Here is a 16,656-nt window from a genome sequence, read left to right on the forward strand (position 1 = left end):
GTCGTTATCCGCCCGGGCAGGCGCCGGGATGCTACCCGCTCATACGCTATGCTACCCTGCTAAATCGTGCCCCTGCATGTCTGACGACGGGGCGACAGGCGACAGTCTTTTTTTAGAAGTTTGTTGGGTGCGCGAACAGTAATCTTTATTTGTCACGCCTGAAATTATGACCTGACTTTGTACCAACGGCGAAAGAGTAAAATGTCGTAGAGCTGCTTCCATTTTTCCAGGAAAAATCTTAGACCTTCGTCTGTGGATATTATCCATTTCTTTAATATATCAGTCGCGTTTATTCTGGCAGGGGAGCCCCGGAATGTTCGGCATAATATCGGGAGTGTCGATAATATTTTCATGGTATTTCAAGGTGTACCCAGAGCGAAAACAATATGCCTCGCTCAGGTTGCTAAATGATGCGCCACCCGATTTCCATCCGGGTAGCGAACAGGGGAATTAAACAAACGGACGCGGTTGGGCGATGGGAATGTTAGCGCTCTTGAGGCGGCTGACTCGCCGATTTGCCACTTTTCGCCATGCTGGCAAAAACGCTGTCCCGGTAGATCCAGGCATGAACTAATGCGGCTGAAATATGTAAGAGCACCACGGCAAAAAGGAGTTTCGCCAGAAGGCTATGGGCATCGTGGCACCATGCGAAAAGCGTTGGGCTTGTTGGCACAATCGGTGGGAGGTTAAAACCCTCAAACATAACGACGGGCAAGCCTGCTGCCGACAGCTGCGCCCAGCCCAAAAATGGCATTGCCAGCATGAGCGCATACAGCAGCCAGTGCGACGCCTTTGCCGCAAATACCTGCCAGAAGGGCAAATCTGCAGGGAGCTGGGGGGGCTGGCTACGCAGGCGGTTCATCAGACGGAGCAGCGCCAGCAGTAGTATGGCAATCCCCAGAGGGCGATGCAGGTCGATTAGCGCTATCCGATGATGGAGCGTCGTCATCATTGCCGTACCAATGAACAGCATTGCCAGAATCATCGCCGCCATGAGCCAGTGCAGCCCTCGAGCCAGCGCGTTGAAATGCTGGGGCGTTTTTTCTTGTCCTTCACGGTTCGGGTTCATTTAACCTCCTGCATTTGAACGGCCTCGGTTGCCTTGCCGTAGCCAATTTCCCGCTCGCGGCGGCTGAAAGAGTGTGAATACGCGGCAGAACGCGCGTTCAGGACAGGATCGGCAGACACTTCCACACCCGCTGGAACCGTCGATGGGTCGAAGTTAACGTCGCGGCAGGGACCCTCTGCCTGGGCTTCCACCTGCGTCACCTCCAGCGTTCCGGCCACAATTTGCTTGCGATCGTTCGGCCACGGCTGGGAAGGGTCATCCACCGGGTCACCCGGCTGCGCGAGCTGAAGAACGAAATCCCAGTAGAGTGGTTTCTGAGCAAGTCTCTGGCTGACGCCCTCGAACATGGCGTTGCGATCGGCTGTCTGACGCTGAGCCTCGCTCAACGATATAAAAGGATCGTGCGGGCGCATCATCCAGCGCACCGCCTGGCGATTACCGTGGGCGTCAACAAGATAGAAGGCGTTAATGCTGTAGAACGTTGCGCCAGCAAAACTGCCGGGTGCGGGTTTTTGTGCCGCCCATTTAAGGTATTTTTCTGCTTCCGGATAGGCTTTTAAGAATGCAGCGAGGCGCTGCGGATCCGGTTTGCCGGTTGCTGCATCTGGCGCGGTTGCTTTGCGAAGAGCCAGAAAGCCTTCTGGATCCCGGGTGGCAAAGTAGGGCTCGTTGTTCATCGCCATACGCCACTGCTGTTTGTCGTCTGTGCTGAACATCAGTGCCATGCTCAGGGTTTTCGTTGAGTTATCCGCCGCGTAGGGGTTGCCAGTGCCAATAGAGAACCGGCCGACAACGCGCGTTTCCGTTTGTGAAAAGAGACGCGCAGTAGACAGTGACCTCGCAGCTCCTTCAGGAACGAAGTTTCCGCTAAAGCACATCCCTTTGCCGTGCGCACGGCGAAATCCAGGAGGAAACGGTGTTGGCGTTTCCGGGACTAATGCCTGGCTGATGGTGCGTGAACCAAGCCAGCCCGCCGTCCACGCAAATGCGGAAGCCATCGCCCCCGCGATCGCGGCAATTAAGGCCAGCGCTCCCCAGGTTTTTTTGGATCGTAAATCCACTTTAGACATAGACGTTTTTCCATTGTGAAGAATAATGCCTGCCACGCTCACAATCTTCTGCGCTGCATGCATTAATACAGGGGTAAAGATGAGGCGATTATTTTTTTATAATCGCGGTAACATTAACGCCGTGGTTAATATGCCAGAGGATATTTTTATGATGAGGCGGCCACCTGCGCGCTAAATAATAACTGACTGAAAAGTCAGTATTTTTATAACGTGCGTTTGTCCGCTCTGAGAAGAGTATATGAGGTAAACCCGATCAAAAAAGAATATCACGAAAAGTTTATCATTTTCTGATACCCGACATTCTTGCGTCTGCCACCCGGCGGGTGGCCTAGCCCGCCTCCAGCATCCCAAAACTCACAATTCGCGAGCGTCCCAGCTCTTTCGCCCGGTACAGGGCCACGTCCGCGGCGCGCAGCAGGTTGTCGCTCTGAGCATGCTCTGGATAGCTGGCGATGCCAATCGACACGTCCACCGGCCCAATCTCGGTCAGCCCGTAGCGAAGCGACAGTTCATGCACGGCGGTGTAAATCTTCTGCGCGCAGGCGTGCGCCTCTGCTTCACCGGCATTGGGAAGCAGAACCAGAAACTCCTCGCCCCCGTAGCGGAACGCCAGCCCGCTGTCGTGCGCGGCCCGCTGAACAATCGACGCCACGTTTTTGATCACCCCATCGCCGGCCTCGTGACCAAAGCGGTCATTGATGCTTTTGAAGTGATCGATGTCGATCATCATGCAGCTTAACGGCTCGCCGTTGCGCATGGCCTGCGTCATTTGAGTATGCAGGGTGTCTTCCAGATGATGGCGATTACGCAGGCCGGTAAGCGGGTCAAACAAGGCTTTTTCCAGCAGCGCGTCGCGCAGGCGCTGGTTTGCCAGCGCCAGCCCGAGCGCCTCGGCCATCAGTTCCAGATACGCGCGGGAAGGGGCATTTTCCGGGGTGATGTTCTGGAACGAGAGCAGGCCAATAGCCTCTCCCTGGGCGATAAGCGGCACGCACAGCGCGCTTTCCGCCTGTGACGCCGGGAGATGATAGCAGGCGACATCCGGCTCACCGTTAACCGGCGGGTGGCTCTGACCGCGACGCACGGCCCAGCACGCATCGGGGTGGAACGTGGTCTCATCACCGGTCGGTGAAAGCCATTGGGCGGCGCAGCGCATTTGCCACGGATCGCGATCGAAAACGTAGAGCCGTCCCGCTATACCCGGCGCGATGTTGGGAGCAAACATCTCAGCCACGTTAATGACATCGTTAAAGTTTTCACACCCCTGCAGCCGCTGCGTCATGCGCGCCAGCAGCTCGCGGATGGCCCAGTCGGCGTCGCGCTCTTTTTCCAGCCGCTGTCGCGCAAGGCCGTTTTCGCGGAAGATGCGGATGGCCTGAGCCATATCGCCTATCTCATCAACCTGGGTGAAGTTCGGGGGTTCGACGGCGTAATCCTGTGATGCCAGACGATGAACGACGTCGCTCAGGCGTACCACCGGACGCAGCACGCGACGCTTGAGGATAAAGCCCATCACAAACAGGAAGAGCACGGCGGTCAGTCCGACCATCACCTCTGAAGCGGTACGAAGCGCTTTTGACGTTCTGGTGGCAGCCTGCACGTCGGCGATAATGCGCTTGTCCAGCAGCAGGCGAAAGCGGTCGATGTTACTCTGCGCCCGCTCTAATTCCAGTTCATAACTTTTACCGAAGAGTAACGCAACGGCTTGCCGATCTTCGCCCCGGGTGATGCCGTCAATGGCTGCCTGCTGCTCATCCTGCAGTTCGTCAACAATCTTCAGTCCGTCATACAGCAGCGCCAGCTCCTCACCCGATGCTCCCATGTTTTTGAGCTGCTGCAGCGTATGTTCAATATTCTTCAGTTCAGCTTCTTTCGCCTGATATTTCTCCAGCACATCAGGCTCTTTTTTAATGGTGTAAAGTCGCGCTAAATCAGAAAGCATCCAGGCGTCTGTTTCGATCTCTTCCGTAATCTCATCAAACACTTGCCGTTGTTTAACGGCCTCACGTTCTATGTTGTCGGCATGGGAAGCCATCACCATGACGATGCCGGAGGCAATGGTCAGGCACACCGTGACCCCATAAGCCCAGTTTGTGATCGTGGCGATTCGCACCTGTTGGTTTCCTCTACGGCAAAAATGGATGAACTTTCTTTCAGATTATAGAAAACCTCTGATTCAGAGCGAAAAAAAAGGCGGCACAGCGCCGCCTTTCAGAACGCCTGTTCTTACAAATCAGGAGAGTTTTTTCCCTCTTCGATGAAATCCGCGTCCAGCTCTTCGGCGTTGCCTTCGTGATCGCGTCCGGAGAAGAGGTTCCAGCAGGCGATAAACAGCGCGGCGATGAGCGGCCCGATCACAAAGCCGTTAATGCCGTACAGCTCCATACCGCCGAGGGTAGTGATCAAAATCAGGTAGTCCGGCATTTTGGTGTCTTTCCCCACCAGCAACGGGCGCAGGATATTGTCTACCAGCCCGACGATAATCACGAAGAAGCCAACAATAAACAGCCCCTGCCACAGCTGGTGAGTGGCAAACAGGTAGATGGCGGCCGGCACCCAGACAATCGCCGAGCCGACGGCGGGAACCAGCGAGAGGAACGCCATCAGCGCACCCCAGAGCACGCTTCCGTCGATGCCCGCGATGGCAAACGCGATCCCGCCGAGCGTGCCCTGAACGACGGCCACTACCGCCGTTCCTTTCACCGTCGCCCGGGAGACGCCGACAAACTTGGCGAACAGGTGCTGTTTAACAAAATCGGACAGCGGCAGGGAGTCGAGGATCTGGCGCACCAGATACGGTCCATCCTTCAGGAGGAAGAACAGCAGATAAAGCATGATGCCGAAGCTAATGGCAAAGCCAAACGTGCCTTTGCCGATCAGGAACGCGCTGCCCGCCAGATACTGCCCGCCCTGCAGCGCGACGTCGGAGAGTTTTTTCTGAATCTGCGCCGCGTTGGTCAGGTTGTGGTCCGCCAGGAAGCCGCTGGCCCAGTCCGGCAGGTGGTTAAAGATGCTCGCCACCACTTCCGGGAATTGCGTGTTGTTCTCCTGGAGCTTCGTGTAAACCACGTTCAGCTCAATGGCGAGCGAGGAGAGGATCACCATCAGCGGGATGAAGACGATCAGGCAGATAATGCCAATCGTCAGCAGCGAGGCCAGCCCGTTGCGATCCCCCAGCGCGGCGCGCAGCCTGTTTTTTACCGGGTTGAAGATGACGGTCAGAATAGCGGCCCACAGTATCGCGGAGAAGTAGGGCGACAGCACGTCGAAGAAGGCCCAGGTCACAAGGGCGAGAATGAAAATAAAGAAACCTTTGGTCAGTCCGTTAAAGCGCATCAGTCAGTCCTGGTTACTAATAAACTGTGTCGACTATAGAACTGATTGTGAGAATTACCAACCTTTGCGCCAGGTGGCGGCCTGTAGGGCAATATCGCGGTATGAATTCGCGCTTCACGGATAGCACTTTCGACTGACCGAAGATCGCACGCTCCCGCACCATGCTGTAAGTATCTGCTTGCGGAGGTGCTTATGGCCTGGCGTCCGATTCTCTATGTGATCCTCACAACCCACCCCAGACTCAGCGCGCGGCGCGCCCGCTTGCGTCTGGTCATCTAGCTTTTTGTTAATAATCGCGGTATAACACCTTCTTTGGATGTTTAGATGTCCATACGTATAGAAGGTAATATGCAAACACAACAAGAAAATGGGCAGCTTAAGCGCACCATGAAAACACGCCACCTGATTATGCTCTCCCTGGGCGGCGTGATTGGGACAGGGTTGTTTTTCAATACGGGATACATCATCTCCACCACCGGTGCGGCGGGCACGCTGCTGGCGTACCTGATCGGCGCGCTGGTGGTCTGGCTGGTGATGCAGTGTCTGGGCGAGCTTTCCGTGGCGATGCCGGAAACCGGCGCGTTCCACGTCTATGCCGCCCGCTATCTTGGCCCGGCGACGGGCTACACCGTGGCGTGGCTCTACTGGCTGACCTGGACGGTGGCGCTCGGGTCGAGCTTTACCGCCGCCGGGTTCTGCATGCAGTACTGGTTCCCGCAGGTGCCCGTCTGGGCGTGGTGCGTGGTCTTCTGCGTGGTGATTTTTAGCCTTAATGTCATCTCCACGCGCTTCTTTGCCGAAGGGGAATTCTGGTTCTCGCTGGTGAAGGTCATTACCATCGTCGCCTTTATTATCCTCGGCGGGGCGGCGGTCTTTGGTTTCATCCCGATGCAGGACGGGTCACCCGCGCCGGGCTTAAGCAACCTCACTGCCGAGGGCTGGTTCCCGCACGGCGGCCTGCCGATCCTGATGACCATGGTGGCGGTGAACTTTGCCTTCTCCGGGACCGAGCTTATCGGCATCGCGGCGGGTGAAACGGAAAATCCGCACAAGGTCATTCCGGTTGCGATCCGCACCACCATCGCGCGGCTGATCATCTTCTTTATCGGCACCGTGTTTGTGCTGGCGGCGCTGATCCCGATGCAGCAGGCGGGCGTGGAAAAGAGCCCGTTCGTGCTGGTGTTTGAGAAGGTCGGTATTCCTTATGCGGCTGATATCTTTAACTTCGTGATCCTGACGGCGATCCTCTCGGCGGCGAACTCCGGGCTGTACGCGTCTGGCCGCATGCTCTGGTCGCTCTCGAATGAGAAAACGCTCCCGCGCTGCTTTGCCCGCGTGAACAAAAACGGCGTGCCGCTGACGGCGCTCTCGGTTTCCATGCTCGGCGGCGTGCTGGCGCTGTTCTCAAGCGTGGTGGCCCCGGATACGGTGTTTGTCGCGCTCTCGGCCATTTCTGGTTTTGCGGTGGTGGCAGTGTGGATCAGCATCTGTGCGTCGCACTTCGTTTTCCGCCGTCGTCATCTGCAGTCCGGCCAGCCGCTCTCTGCGCTGCAGTACCGCGCGCCGTGGTATCCGCTGGTGCCGGTGCTCGGTTTTATCCTCTGCGTGGTGGCCTGCGTCGGCCTGTGGTTTGACCCCAGCCAGCGGATTGCCCTTTATTGCGGGCTTCCGTTCGTCGCCCTGTGTTATGGTGCCTACTATCTGACCCGAAATATGACATCGCAGGAGCCTGAACATGTCGCAGAATAATCCGCTTACCGCCATCCTTGAAAAACAGCCGTTTGTGGTGCTGGATGGCGCAATGGCAACGGAGCTGGAAGCGCGCGGCTGTAACCTTGCAGACAGCCTCTGGTCTGCCAAAGTGCTGGTGGAAAACCCGGATCTTATTCGCGAAGTGCATCGTGATTACTACCGCGCGGGCGCGCAGGTGGCGATCACCGCCAGCTACCAGGCCACGCCTGCGGGCTTTGCGGCACGCGGTCTGGACGAGGCGCAGTCCCGCACGCTGATTGGCAAAAGCGTGGAGCTGGCGCGCAAGGCGCGCGAAGCGTATCTGGCTGAAAATCCGCATGCGGGCACGCTGCTGGTGGCGGGATCCGTTGGGCCTTACGGCGCGTATCTGGCGGATGGCTCAGAGTATCGCGGCGACTACGTGCGTAGCGCCGAAGAATTCACAGAATTCCACCGCCCGCGCGTGGAAGCGCTGCTGGATGCGGGCGCTGACCTGCTGGCCTGCGAAACCCTACCGTCCTTTGAGGAGATTAAGGCGCTGGCGGCACTGCTGACCGAGTATCCCCGCGCCCGGGCGTGGTTCTCATTTACCCTGCGCGACAGCGAGCACCTGAGCGATGGTACGCCGCTGCGTGACGTAGTCAACGTGCTGGCAAACTACCCGCAGATTGTCGCGCTGGGCATTAACTGCATCGCCCTGGAAAACACCACCGCGGCGTTAAAACATCTGCAAAGCCTGACGGCGCTGCCGCTGGTGGTTTACCCGAACTCGGGCGAGCATTATGACGCGGTAACCAAAACCTGGCACCACCACGGCGAAGCGTGCGAGACGCTGGCGGGGTATTTGCCCCAGTGGCTGGCGGCGGGAGCGAAGTTAATCGGCGGATGCTGTCGTACCACGCCGAAGGATATTGCGGAGCTGAACGCGCAGCGCTGATGCCCTCACCCTGACCCTCTCCCACGGGGAGAGGGAAAAAACCAACCGCACAAAACCAACTATTCTTTCCCGCTTTTTTTCTAAAAACGAATCGTCATTAACGATTCTTTTTTATTCCTTTATCAAAATTCCTGCGCCGGAAATACTGCCCTCATAACAACAAGGGGAGCAGGCACTATGGCAAATTCATCGCGAATCACACTTCTCGGCGCGCTGGCGCTGTGGGCATTTCAGGCGCAGGCGGTGGACGTCACCGTCGCGTATCAAACCTCTGCGGAGCCGGCGAAGGTTGCGCAAGCAGACAATACCTTTGCGAAAGAGAGCGGCGCGAAGGTCGACTGGCGCAAGTTCGACAGCGGCGCGTCCGTCGTGCGTGCGTTAGCCTCCGGCGACGTGCAGATCGGCAATATTGGTTCAAGCCCGCTGGCGGTCGCGGCCAGCCAGCAGGTGCCGATTGAGGTTTTCCTGCTCGCCTCGCAGCTTGGTAACTCTGAAGCGCTGGTGGTGAAGAAAAACATCACCAAACCGGAAGATCTGATCGGCAAACGCATCGCCGTGCCGTTTATCTCCACCACTCACTACAGCCTGCTGGCGGCGCTGAAACACTGGGGCATCAAGCCGGGTCAGGTACAAATCATCAACCTGCAGCCGCCGGCGATTATCGCTGCCTGGCAGCGCGGCGATATTGACGGGGCCTACGTGTGGGCACCGGCAGTGAACGAACTGGAAAAAGACGGCACCGTGCTGACCGACTCCGAAAAAGTGGGCCAGTGGGGGGCGCCGACCCTCGACGTGTGGGTAGTGCGCAAAGACTTTGCCGAGAAGCATCCTGAGGTGGTGAAAGCCTTCGCCAAAAGCGCGATTGACGCCCAGCAGCCGTACATCAGCAATCCGGAAGAATGGCTGAAGCAGCCCGCCAACCTGGAAAAACTCTCCCGCCTGAGCGGCGTGCCGGAATCGGACGTGCCGGGGCTGGTGAAGGGCAATACCTATCTGACCCCCGCGCAGCAGGTGCAGCAGCTGAACGGGCCGGTGAGCAAAGCGATTGTTGATACCGCCACCTTCCTGAAAGAGCAGGGCAAAGTGCCCGCGGTAGCGGCAGATTACAGCCAGTACGTGACCGACCGCTTTGTGAAATAAGGAGTCCGCCATGCTGAATATTACTAACCTGTACGCCGATTACGGTGGGAAACCCGCGCTGGAGGACATCAACCTGACGCTGGGCAGCGGTGAACTGCTGGTAGTGCTCGGGCCGTCCGGGTGCGGAAAAACCACGCTGCTGAATCTGATCGCCGGGTTTGTACCGTATCAGCACGGCACCATTCAGCTGGAAGGCAAAAAGGTGGAAGGCCCGGGCGCCGAGCGCGGGGTGGTCTTTCAGAACGAAGGGTTGCTTCCCTGGCGTAACGTGCAGGAAAACGTAGCGTTTGGGCTACAGCTTGCGGGCATTAACCGCGAACAGCGGCTGGAAACGGCGCGGGTGATGCTGAAAAAGGTCGGGCTGGAAGGGGCGGAAAAACGCTTTATCTGGCAGCTTTCCGGCGGTCAGCGCCAGCGCGTCGGCATTGCCCGCGCGCTGGCGGCCAATCCGCAGCTGTTGCTGCTGGACGAGCCGTTCGGGGCGCTGGATGCCTTCACCCGCGAGCAGATGCAAACCCTGCTGCTGCGCCTGTGGCATGAGACGGGCAAGCAGGTGCTGTTAATTACCCACGATATCGAAGAGGCGGTGTTTATGGCGACGGAGCTGGTGCTGCTCTCGCCGGGGCCGGGGCGCGTGCTGGAGCGCTTGCCGCTGGATTTCGCCCGCCGCTACGTCGCGGGCGAACCCGTGCGCAGCATCAAATCCGACCCGCGGTTTATTGAGCAGCGCGAATATGTCTTAAGCCGCGTGTTTGAGCAGCGGGAGGCCTTCTCATGAGCATCGTTTTCAGTGAAAAAACGCGCCGCACGCGTCTGGCGCTGCGCTGGCCTTTCTCGCGCCAAATCACCTTGAGCGTCGGTACGCTGCTGGTACTGTGGACATTGTGGTGGGCGGTTGCGGCCCTGCAGTGGGTCAGCCCGCTGTTTCTGCCGCCGCCGGGACAGGTGCTGGACAAACTCATTACCATCGCCGGGCCGCAGGGCTTTATGGATGCCACACTCTGGCAGCATCTTGGGGCAAGCCTGACGCGCATTCTGGTGGCGCTGCTGGCGGCGGTGATTATCGGTATTCCGGTCGGGATCGCGATGGGCCTAAGCCCGACGGTGCGCGGCATCCTCGACCCGCTGATTGAGCTTTACCGTCCGGTGCCGCCGCTGGCCTATCTGCCGCTGATGGTGATCTGGTTCGGCATCGGTGAAACGTCAAAAATCCTGCTGATTTATCTGGCGATTTTCGCCCCGGTTGCCATGTCGGCGCTGGCGGGCGTGAAGAGCGCCCAGCAGGTGCGGATCCGCGCGGCGCAGTCGCTGGGGGCCAGCCGCACGCAGGTGCTGCTGTTCGTGATTTTACCGGGCGCGCTGCCGGAGATTTTAACCGGGATACGCATCGGGCTTGGCGTGGGCTGGTCCACGCTGGTGGCGGCAGAGCTGATCGCCGCCACGCGAGGATTAGGGTTTATGGTGCAGTCGGCGGGGGAGTTCCTGGCGACTGACGTGGTGCTGGCAGGGATTGCGGTAATTGCTGCGATCGCCTTCGGATTAGAACTGGGGCTGCGCGCGTTACAGCGCCGCCTGACGCCCTGGCATGGAGAAATACAATGAGTGAACGTCTGACCATTACCCCGCTGGGGCCGTACATTGGCGCGCAGGTGTCGGGCCTGGATGTGACCCGTCCGCTGAGCGATAACCAGTTCGAGCAGCTGTACCACGCGGTGCTGCGCCATCAGGTGGTGTTCCTGCGCGAGCAGGCAATCACCCCGCAGCAGCAGCGCGCGCTGGCCCTGCGCTTTGGCGATCTGCATATCCACCCGGTCTATCCGCATGCGGAAGGGGTAGAGGAGATTATCGTTCTGGACACCCACAACGATAACCCGCCGGATAACGACAACTGGCACACCGATGTGACCTTTATCGAGACGCCTCCCGCCGGGGCGATTCTGGCGGCGAAGCTGCTGCCGGAGACGGGCGGGGATACGCTGTGGGCCAGCGGGATTGCGGCGTATGAGGCGCTTTCCGCACCGCTCCGGGTGCTCCTGAGCGGGCTGCGGGCGGAGCACGACTTCAAAAAATCGTTCCCGGAATACAAGTACCGTAAAACCGAAGAGGAGCACCAGCGCTGGCTGGAGGCGGTGGCGAAGCATCCGCCGCTGCTGCACCCGGTGGTGCGCACCCATCCGGTCACGGGCAAGCAGGCGCTGTTCGTGAACGAAGGGTTCACGACACGCATTGTGGACGTGACGGAAAAAGAGAGCGAGGCGCTGTTAGGTTTCCTGTTCGCACATATCACTAAGCCGGAGTTTCAGGTGCGCTGGCGCTGGCAGGAGAACGACCTGGCGATCTGGGATAACCGCGTGACGCAGCACTATGCCAATGCGGACTATCTGCCGCAGCGAAGGATTATGCAGCGGGCGACGATTTTAGGGGATAAGCCGTTTTATCGCCCTTGATCCTGCAGTACACGTAGGCCGGGTAAGGCGTAGCCGCCACCCGGCAATTGTGCACCGTTCTTGCCGGGTGGCGCTGCGCTTACCCGGCCTACAAAAAACTGCACATTTAAAGGTGCGCCTCAATATACCGCTGATAGCGGTTCGCCTTCAGATAACACAAATCCACCAGCACCAGACCGTCTACGCAGTTGTTAAACGCCGGGTCGCTGCCAAAATCAATAAACTGCACGCCGCCGGGTTCACAGAGTTCGGAATACTGCTTGTAGAGCGGCGGAATGCCGCAGCCCAGATTACCGAGCAGGGATTTCAGCTTTGTCAGGTCATCCACGTAATCCACCCCGCCAAACTGCGCGAGAACGTCCGGCAGCGACGCCGGGTAAGGCTGGCGTGACGCGGCCAGCGGATGCGTCGCCGGGAACCACAGGCGGTAAAAGGCGACCAGCAGATCCCGCGCCGCAGGCGGTAAGCCACCGGAGATGGAGACGGGCCCAAACAGGTAGCGGTAGTGAGGGTAACGCGCCAGGTAAGCCCCGATGCCGGACCACAGATAGTCCAGACCGCGACGCCCCCAGTAGCGCGGCTGAATAAAGCTGCGCCCCAGCTCAATACCGTGCTCCAGCACGTCCTGCATTTTGTCGTCGTAGTGAAACAGGCTGTAGCTGTACAGCCCGTCAACGCCGCACTTTTCGACCTGCATGGCCGTTGGCATAAAGCGATACGCGCCGACAATCTCCAGATCCTCTTCATCCCACAGGATCAGGTGCAGATAATCATCATCGTAGCTGTCGGTGTCCCGGCGTTTACCGCTCCCTTCCTCCACCGCACGAAACGCAATCTCGCGCAGGCGGCCCAGCTCGCGCAGAAGAGGAGCCTCTTCCTGCCCGTTGCGCTGCCACAGGTAGATGGTTTTGCCGTCGCTGGTTTTACCCAGACACTCGGCCTGCGCCAGTTCACGTCTCAGCGTGGCCCGGTCTTCCGGACGGGCAATCGCACACTGGGTTTTAAAGACGCCAGGCAATCCCTTGCCAAGACGCATCACGTGCTGACGGCACTGCTCGGCCATCTCACGAGACGAAAGGGTAGCGCTAAACCAGCTGTTCCACGCAATCTGCTGGCCGATTTTAATCGGCAGCTGGCTGTGGCGGCGGCGGAACATCTGCTGCATCAGCAGCAGCATCGACAATGTCGGCGACACCAGCGTGCTGGTATAAAAGAGCAGGCTGTTGTGCGCCTGAATATGCACCGGCAGCAGCGGGGCGCGCAGCTTGCTGGCGAGTTTGATAAAGCCGGAGTGCCATTTTTTATCGCGAATGCCTTTGCGCGTGGGCCGTGAAACTTCTCCCGCCGGGAAGAAGATCAGCACGCCCGCGTTTTGCAGATGCTGCTCCATCTGAACCAGGGACGACTTCGCCGTCCTGCCGCCCATATTGTCGACCGGAATAAACAGAGAACTGAGGGGCTCAAGGTGGGTCAGCATCCGGTTGGTCACGACTTTAACGTCGCGTCGCACGCGGGAGACGGCGTACATCAGCGCCAGCCCGTCCAGGGTGCCCGTCGGGTGGTTGGCAATAATGACCAGCGGGCCATGTTCGGGGATTTGTTCGAGATCGCGGGCGGAAACGGTGCAGAGAATATCAAGGTGTTCCAGAACTTGCTCCACCATATCCAGCCCTTTCAGGTGGCGGTGAGCGGCGGCAAACTGCTGGAATTCGTCTTCGTAAAACAGCCTTTTTAACAGACTTTTTTGCCAGGGTGCAGGCCTCGCCTGAGGCCAAAGATCGTCGAGAACGCTATCGAGGCTAAACATGATTACTCCTCCTGCCGTCTTGCGAAGACAGTAGAAGGAGCAGATGTCGGTTGTATTGCAGTTTGGTGAAGATTAGCGGAGGATTTTTTTCTCAGCCAGATCCAGCGCGAAGTAGCTGAAGATCAGATCCGCGCCCGCGCGTTTGATCGCCCCCAGGCTTTCGAGGATCACTTTCTCTTCGTCGATAGCCCCTGCCAGCGCGGCGAATTTGATCATCGCGTACTCGCCGCTCACCTGGTATGCCCCCAGCGGCAATTCGGTGCGCTCGCGGATGTCGCGCAGGATGTCGAGATACGCGCCAGCTGGTTTCACCATCAGGCAGTCTGCGCCCTGAGCTTCATCGAGCAGGGATTCACGAATTGCTTCGCGGCGGTTCAGCGGGTTCATCTGATAGGTCTTACGATCGCCCTTCAGCGCCGTGCCGGCTGCTTCACGGAACGGGCCGTAGAACGAGGAGGCAAATTTGGTGGAGTAGGACATGATGGCGGTGTCGGTAAAGCCTGCCGCATCCAGCGCCTGACGGATCGCCTGAACCTGGCCGTCCATCGCCGCAGACGGCGCGATGAAGTCCGCACCCGCAGCGGCAGCGACCACAGCCTGCTTGCCGAGGTTCAGCAGGGTGGCATCGTTATCCACGCCATGATCGCACAGCACGCCGCAGTGACCATGGGAGGTGTATTCGCAGAAACAGGTGTCGGACATGACCACCATTTCCGGCACGGTCTCTTTGCAGATGCGGGACATGCGGGCCACGAGCCCGTCTTCTTTCCACGCATCGCTGCCGGTCGCGTCAGTATGGTGGGAGATGCCGAAGGTCATCACCGAGCGGATCCCCGCGTTGGCGATGCGTTCGATCTCGCGCGCCAGATATTTTTCAGGAATGCGCATCACGCCCGGCATGGCTTCGATGGCTTTGTAGTCATCAATCTCTTCTTCAACAAAAATCGGCAACACCAGATCGTTTAAGGTCAGTGTTGTCTCTTCAAACATAGCGCGCAGTGCAGGTGACTTGCGCAGGCGGCGGGGGCGTGCAATTAAATCGGTCATGGTATGCCTGATGTTTGTGGAACAAAGAAGGTTAGTGTAACCGAAAGCACCGTGAGGTGTTTATTAAAGTGGGCGGTTTAGCGGTAGATAATGCAAGACTGCGGAAGGGGGAGCGTTCGGGGCAAACGGTTTAACATCAACCGCTTGCCCTGAGATTATTAAGATCAGTTAGACGCGGTAAGCACCTGGGCTTTATTGGCGCTCAGCTCAGCCACCAGGTTATTAATGCCGTCACTCATATTAACGAAGCGCGTGTTAGGAGAACGGGTGACCACCACAAACGCGCCCACGTTGGACTGCGGAATCATCGCCATGTAGGTGATGAATCCGCCGCCGCCGCCGGTTTTCTGAATAATGCCCGGACGGCCATTTTTCGGCGCCATATAGACCCAGCCCAGGCCGAGCGCATCGGCTTTACCCGGCACGTCCATCCCGATGACGCGGTGCAGCTGAGTACGCTGATAAATGAGGGTCTGCATACGATCGGCCTGGCTGCTGCGGGAGTAGAAATCCGAAGAAAGGAACTGCTGCATCCAGCGCATCATGTCGCCAGGGGTGGAATAGACCCCGCCGCTGCCCACGGCCGCCAGCGTGTTGTTACACGGGCTTGCGCCTTTCTCTGCCACCATCAGGCGTTTGCACTGGTCCGGGGAAGGGGTAAAGGTGGTGTCTTTCATGCCCAGCGGACGTGTGATCTGCTCTTCAAACAGCTGCGGATAAGGTTTGCCCGCCGCCGCTGAGAGCGCATCCGCCAGCAGATCAAACGCCAGGTTCGAGTAAGAGGCCTGCGATCCCGGGGCGGATTTCAGCGTGGCGGTACTCAGGTAGTTCCAGCGCTGTTGGCGCGTTGGCCAGACAAAAACGTCGCGGTGCGCTGCACCGCCCGGCTGCTCGCGCGGCAGAGCGCTGGTGTGGGTTGCCAGGTTCACAAGGCGGATTGGCGTGCCCTGATACGTCGGAACACGGGCACCCGGCGGGGCGTATTTGCTGAGCGGATCGTCGAGCTTCACCACGCCCTGGTCGAGTAGTTTCACCAGCATTTCACTGGTCATCAGCTTGGTTAAGGACGCGACGCGCACAACGGAATCCAGCTGCGGGCGAACGTTATTACCTGGACGTGTTTCACCAAAGCTGCGAAAAACGCGCTGGTTGCCGTCGATGACCACCATTGCCATCCCGGTCGCGCCGCTGCCGTAATAGATAAGGTTCGCGTAGCGATCGGCAATATCTGAAGCCAAAACGGGCGCCGTCAGCGGCTGAGCTGCCTGGGCGGTGGAGAAGCTCACCGCACACAGCGCGGCAAAAGAGAGCAGACAACGTTTCAACGAAAAGCATCCATGAAGTGAATGAGGAAAGTAATGGGTATTTATACTACTAATCGGCACCGTGCAATGCCCCGATTAGCATAACCATAGCGAGAAAAACGTAACCATGGGTAAATATGAAGAATTTCCCTGCGAGCGCTCTCCCATTTTGTGACATCGGGCTTATGATAGGTACCAGTGTTACTCAATCTTGCGGAGAACGGTATGTCTGAAAAGCGTGTGGTAATGGTGGTTGATATGCAGAACGGGGTGTTTGAAACCCCTCGTCATCAGCGCAAGAACTGTGTCTCTTTGATCAACCAGCTTACGCAGGCAGCCGACACGGTGATTTTTATTCAGCATGCCGAGGCCGGGGGGCTGGAAGAGGGAAGTGAAGGGTTTGCGTTGCTGCCTGAACTCCATCAGCCCGCTGGCGCGCTGTACGTGACCAAGACCGCGTGTGATGCTTTTTACAACACCACGCTAGAAACGCTATTACGCGAGCAGGGCATTCGTGAGTTTGTCATTTGCGGCTGCGCCACCGACTACTGCGTTGACGCCACGGTCAAAAATGGCGTCAGCCGGGGTTACCACATTACCGTGGCGGAAGATGCCCATACCACCGCCAACCGCCCGGCAGCTGAAGCACACATCCTGATTAACCATCACAACGACGTCTGGCGAAACTTCATTGCGCCGGCGAACCCTGTCGCGGTGAAACGCACCGAAACAATTCTCGAAAACTGGAAAGCGAACTAATAATCAACC

General features: G+C 58.3%; 14 protein-coding genes. 7 read left to right on the forward strand and 7 right to left on the reverse strand.

Going from position 1 to position 16,656, the window contains the following annotated elements:
• Positions 1-484 precede the first annotated feature (484 nt).
• The 4 genes from HBM95_04870 to HBM95_04885 form a co-directional block, all read right to left on the reverse strand.
• On the reverse strand, positions 485-1,069 hold the full coding sequence (locus tag HBM95_04870) for a cytochrome b (protein ID NIH42269.1): 585 nt from the start codon (positions 1,067-1,069) through the stop codon (positions 485-487).
• A complete protein-coding gene (locus HBM95_04875; GenBank protein ID NIH42270.1) occupies positions 1,066-2,139 on the reverse strand; it encodes a catalase family peroxidase in 1,074 nt (357 codons plus the stop codon). Before HBM95_04875 ends, HBM95_04870 begins: the two co-directional genes overlap by 4 nt.
• Positions 2,140-2,467: 328 nt before the next feature.
• Positions 2,468-4,252, reverse strand: coding sequence for a diguanylate cyclase (locus HBM95_04880; protein NIH42271.1), 1,785 nt, complete (start codon positions 4,250-4,252; stop codon positions 2,468-2,470).
• 113 nt (positions 4,253-4,365) lie between these two features.
• A complete protein-coding gene (locus tag HBM95_04885; protein NIH42272.1) occupies positions 4,366-5,475 on the reverse strand; it encodes an AI-2E family transporter in 1,110 nt (369 codons plus the stop codon).
• Positions 5,476-5,823: 348 nt separating this feature from the next.
• Here HBM95_04885 and mmuP point away from each other — a divergent pair, with 348 nt between their 5' ends.
• The 6 genes from mmuP (at position 5,824) to tauD (ending at position 11,730) form a co-directional block, all read left to right on the forward strand.
• Entirely contained in the window at positions 5,824-7,224 is a 1,401-nt protein-coding gene (gene mmuP / locus HBM95_04890; GenBank protein ID NIH42273.1) for an S-methylmethionine permease, read from the forward strand.
• Positions 7,211-8,143, forward strand: coding sequence for a homocysteine S-methyltransferase (gene mmuM, locus HBM95_04895; GenBank protein NIH42274.1), 933 nt, complete (start codon positions 7,211-7,213; stop codon positions 8,141-8,143). The genes mmuP and mmuM overlap by 14 nt, the downstream gene beginning before the upstream one ends.
• 177 nt (positions 8,144-8,320) lie before the next feature.
• Positions 8,321-9,283 (forward strand): taurine ABC transporter substrate-binding protein, encoded by a 963-nt coding sequence (gene tauA, locus HBM95_04900; GenBank protein NIH42275.1) that lies wholly within the window; start codon positions 8,321-8,323, stop codon positions 9,281-9,283.
• A gap of 10 nt (positions 9,284-9,293) precedes the next feature.
• Positions 9,294-10,061 carry a taurine ABC transporter ATP-binding subunit gene (tauB, locus tag HBM95_04905; protein ID NIH42276.1) on the forward strand — a complete coding sequence of 256 codons (768 nt, stop codon included), beginning with the start codon at positions 9,294-9,296 and terminating at the stop codon, positions 10,059-10,061.
• Positions 10,058-10,885 (forward strand): taurine ABC transporter permease TauC, encoded by an 828-nt coding sequence (tauC, locus tag HBM95_04910; GenBank protein NIH42277.1) that lies wholly within the window; start codon positions 10,058-10,060, stop codon positions 10,883-10,885. The genes tauB and tauC overlap by 4 nt, the downstream gene beginning before the upstream one ends.
• Positions 10,882-11,730: a taurine dioxygenase gene (tauD, locus tag HBM95_04915; GenBank protein ID NIH42278.1), complete on the forward strand. Its 849-nt coding sequence runs from the start codon at positions 10,882-10,884 to the stop codon at positions 11,728-11,730. The genes tauC and tauD overlap by 4 nt, the downstream gene beginning before the upstream one ends.
• 106 nt (positions 11,731-11,836) lie before the next feature.
• On the opposite strand, the gene HBM95_04920 is transcribed toward tauD, so the two are convergent.
• From HBM95_04920 to ampH, 3 genes are all read right to left on the reverse strand, one after another.
• On the reverse strand, positions 11,837-13,537 hold the full coding sequence (locus HBM95_04920) for a lysophospholipid acyltransferase family protein (protein NIH42279.1): 1,701 nt from the start codon (positions 13,535-13,537) through the stop codon (positions 11,837-11,839).
• Between the two features lie 72 nt (positions 13,538-13,609).
• Positions 13,610-14,584 (reverse strand): porphobilinogen synthase, encoded by a 975-nt coding sequence (hemB, locus tag HBM95_04925; protein NIH42280.1) that lies wholly within the window; start codon positions 14,582-14,584, stop codon positions 13,610-13,612.
• A 164-nt stretch (positions 14,585-14,748) separates the two neighbouring features.
• The gene (gene ampH, locus HBM95_04930; protein ID NIH42281.1) at positions 14,749-15,909 is read right to left on the reverse strand and encodes a D-alanyl-D-alanine-carboxypeptidase/endopeptidase AmpH; all 1,161 of its coding nucleotides are present in this window, start codon (positions 15,907-15,909) and stop codon (positions 14,749-14,751) included.
• Between the two features lie 204 nt (positions 15,910-16,113).
• Between ampH and HBM95_04935 the strand changes: the two genes are divergently transcribed.
• The gene (locus HBM95_04935) at positions 16,114-16,647 is read left to right on the forward strand and encodes an isochorismatase family protein (GenBank protein ID NIH42282.1); all 534 of its coding nucleotides are present in this window, start codon (positions 16,114-16,116) and stop codon (positions 16,645-16,647) included.
• The last annotated feature ends 9 nt before the right edge of the window (positions 16,648-16,656 follow it).

Source organism: Enterobacter asburiae, assembly GCA_011754535.1.
GTDB lineage: Bacteria > Pseudomonadota > Gammaproteobacteria > Enterobacterales > Enterobacteriaceae > Enterobacter > Enterobacter cloacae_N.

Coding starts and splice junctions, on each gene's coding strand:
- HBM95_04870 (NIH42269.1), bottom strand. CDS start 1,069: ATGAACCCGAACCGTGAAGGACAAGAAAAAACGCCCCAGCATTTCAAC.
- HBM95_04875 (NIH42270.1), bottom strand. CDS start 2,139: ATGTCTAAAGTGGATTTACGATCCAAAAAAACCTGGGGAGCGCTGGCC.
- HBM95_04885 (NIH42272.1), bottom strand. CDS start 5,475: ATGCGCTTTAACGGACTGACCAAAGGTTTCTTTATTTTCATTCTCGCC.
- mmuP (NIH42273.1), top strand. CDS start 5,824: ATGCAAACACAACAAGAAAATGGGCAGCTTAAGCGCACCATGAAAACA.
- mmuM (NIH42274.1), top strand. CDS start 7,211: ATGTCGCAGAATAATCCGCTTACCGCCATCCTTGAAAAACAGCCGTTT.
- tauA (NIH42275.1), top strand. CDS start 8,321: ATGGCAAATTCATCGCGAATCACACTTCTCGGCGCGCTGGCGCTGTGG.
- tauB (NIH42276.1), top strand. CDS start 9,294: ATGCTGAATATTACTAACCTGTACGCCGATTACGGTGGGAAACCCGCG.
- tauC (NIH42277.1), top strand. CDS start 10,058: ATGAGCATCGTTTTCAGTGAAAAAACGCGCCGCACGCGTCTGGCGCTG.
- tauD (NIH42278.1), top strand. CDS start 10,882: ATGAGTGAACGTCTGACCATTACCCCGCTGGGGCCGTACATTGGCGCG.
- HBM95_04920 (NIH42279.1), bottom strand. CDS start 13,537: ATGTTTAGCCTCGATAGCGTTCTCGACGATCTTTGGCCTCAGGCGAGG.
- hemB (NIH42280.1), bottom strand. CDS start 14,584: ATGACCGATTTAATTGCACGCCCCCGCCGCCTGCGCAAGTCACCTGCA.
- HBM95_04935 (NIH42282.1), top strand. CDS start 16,114: ATGTCTGAAAAGCGTGTGGTAATGGTGGTTGATATGCAGAACGGGGTG.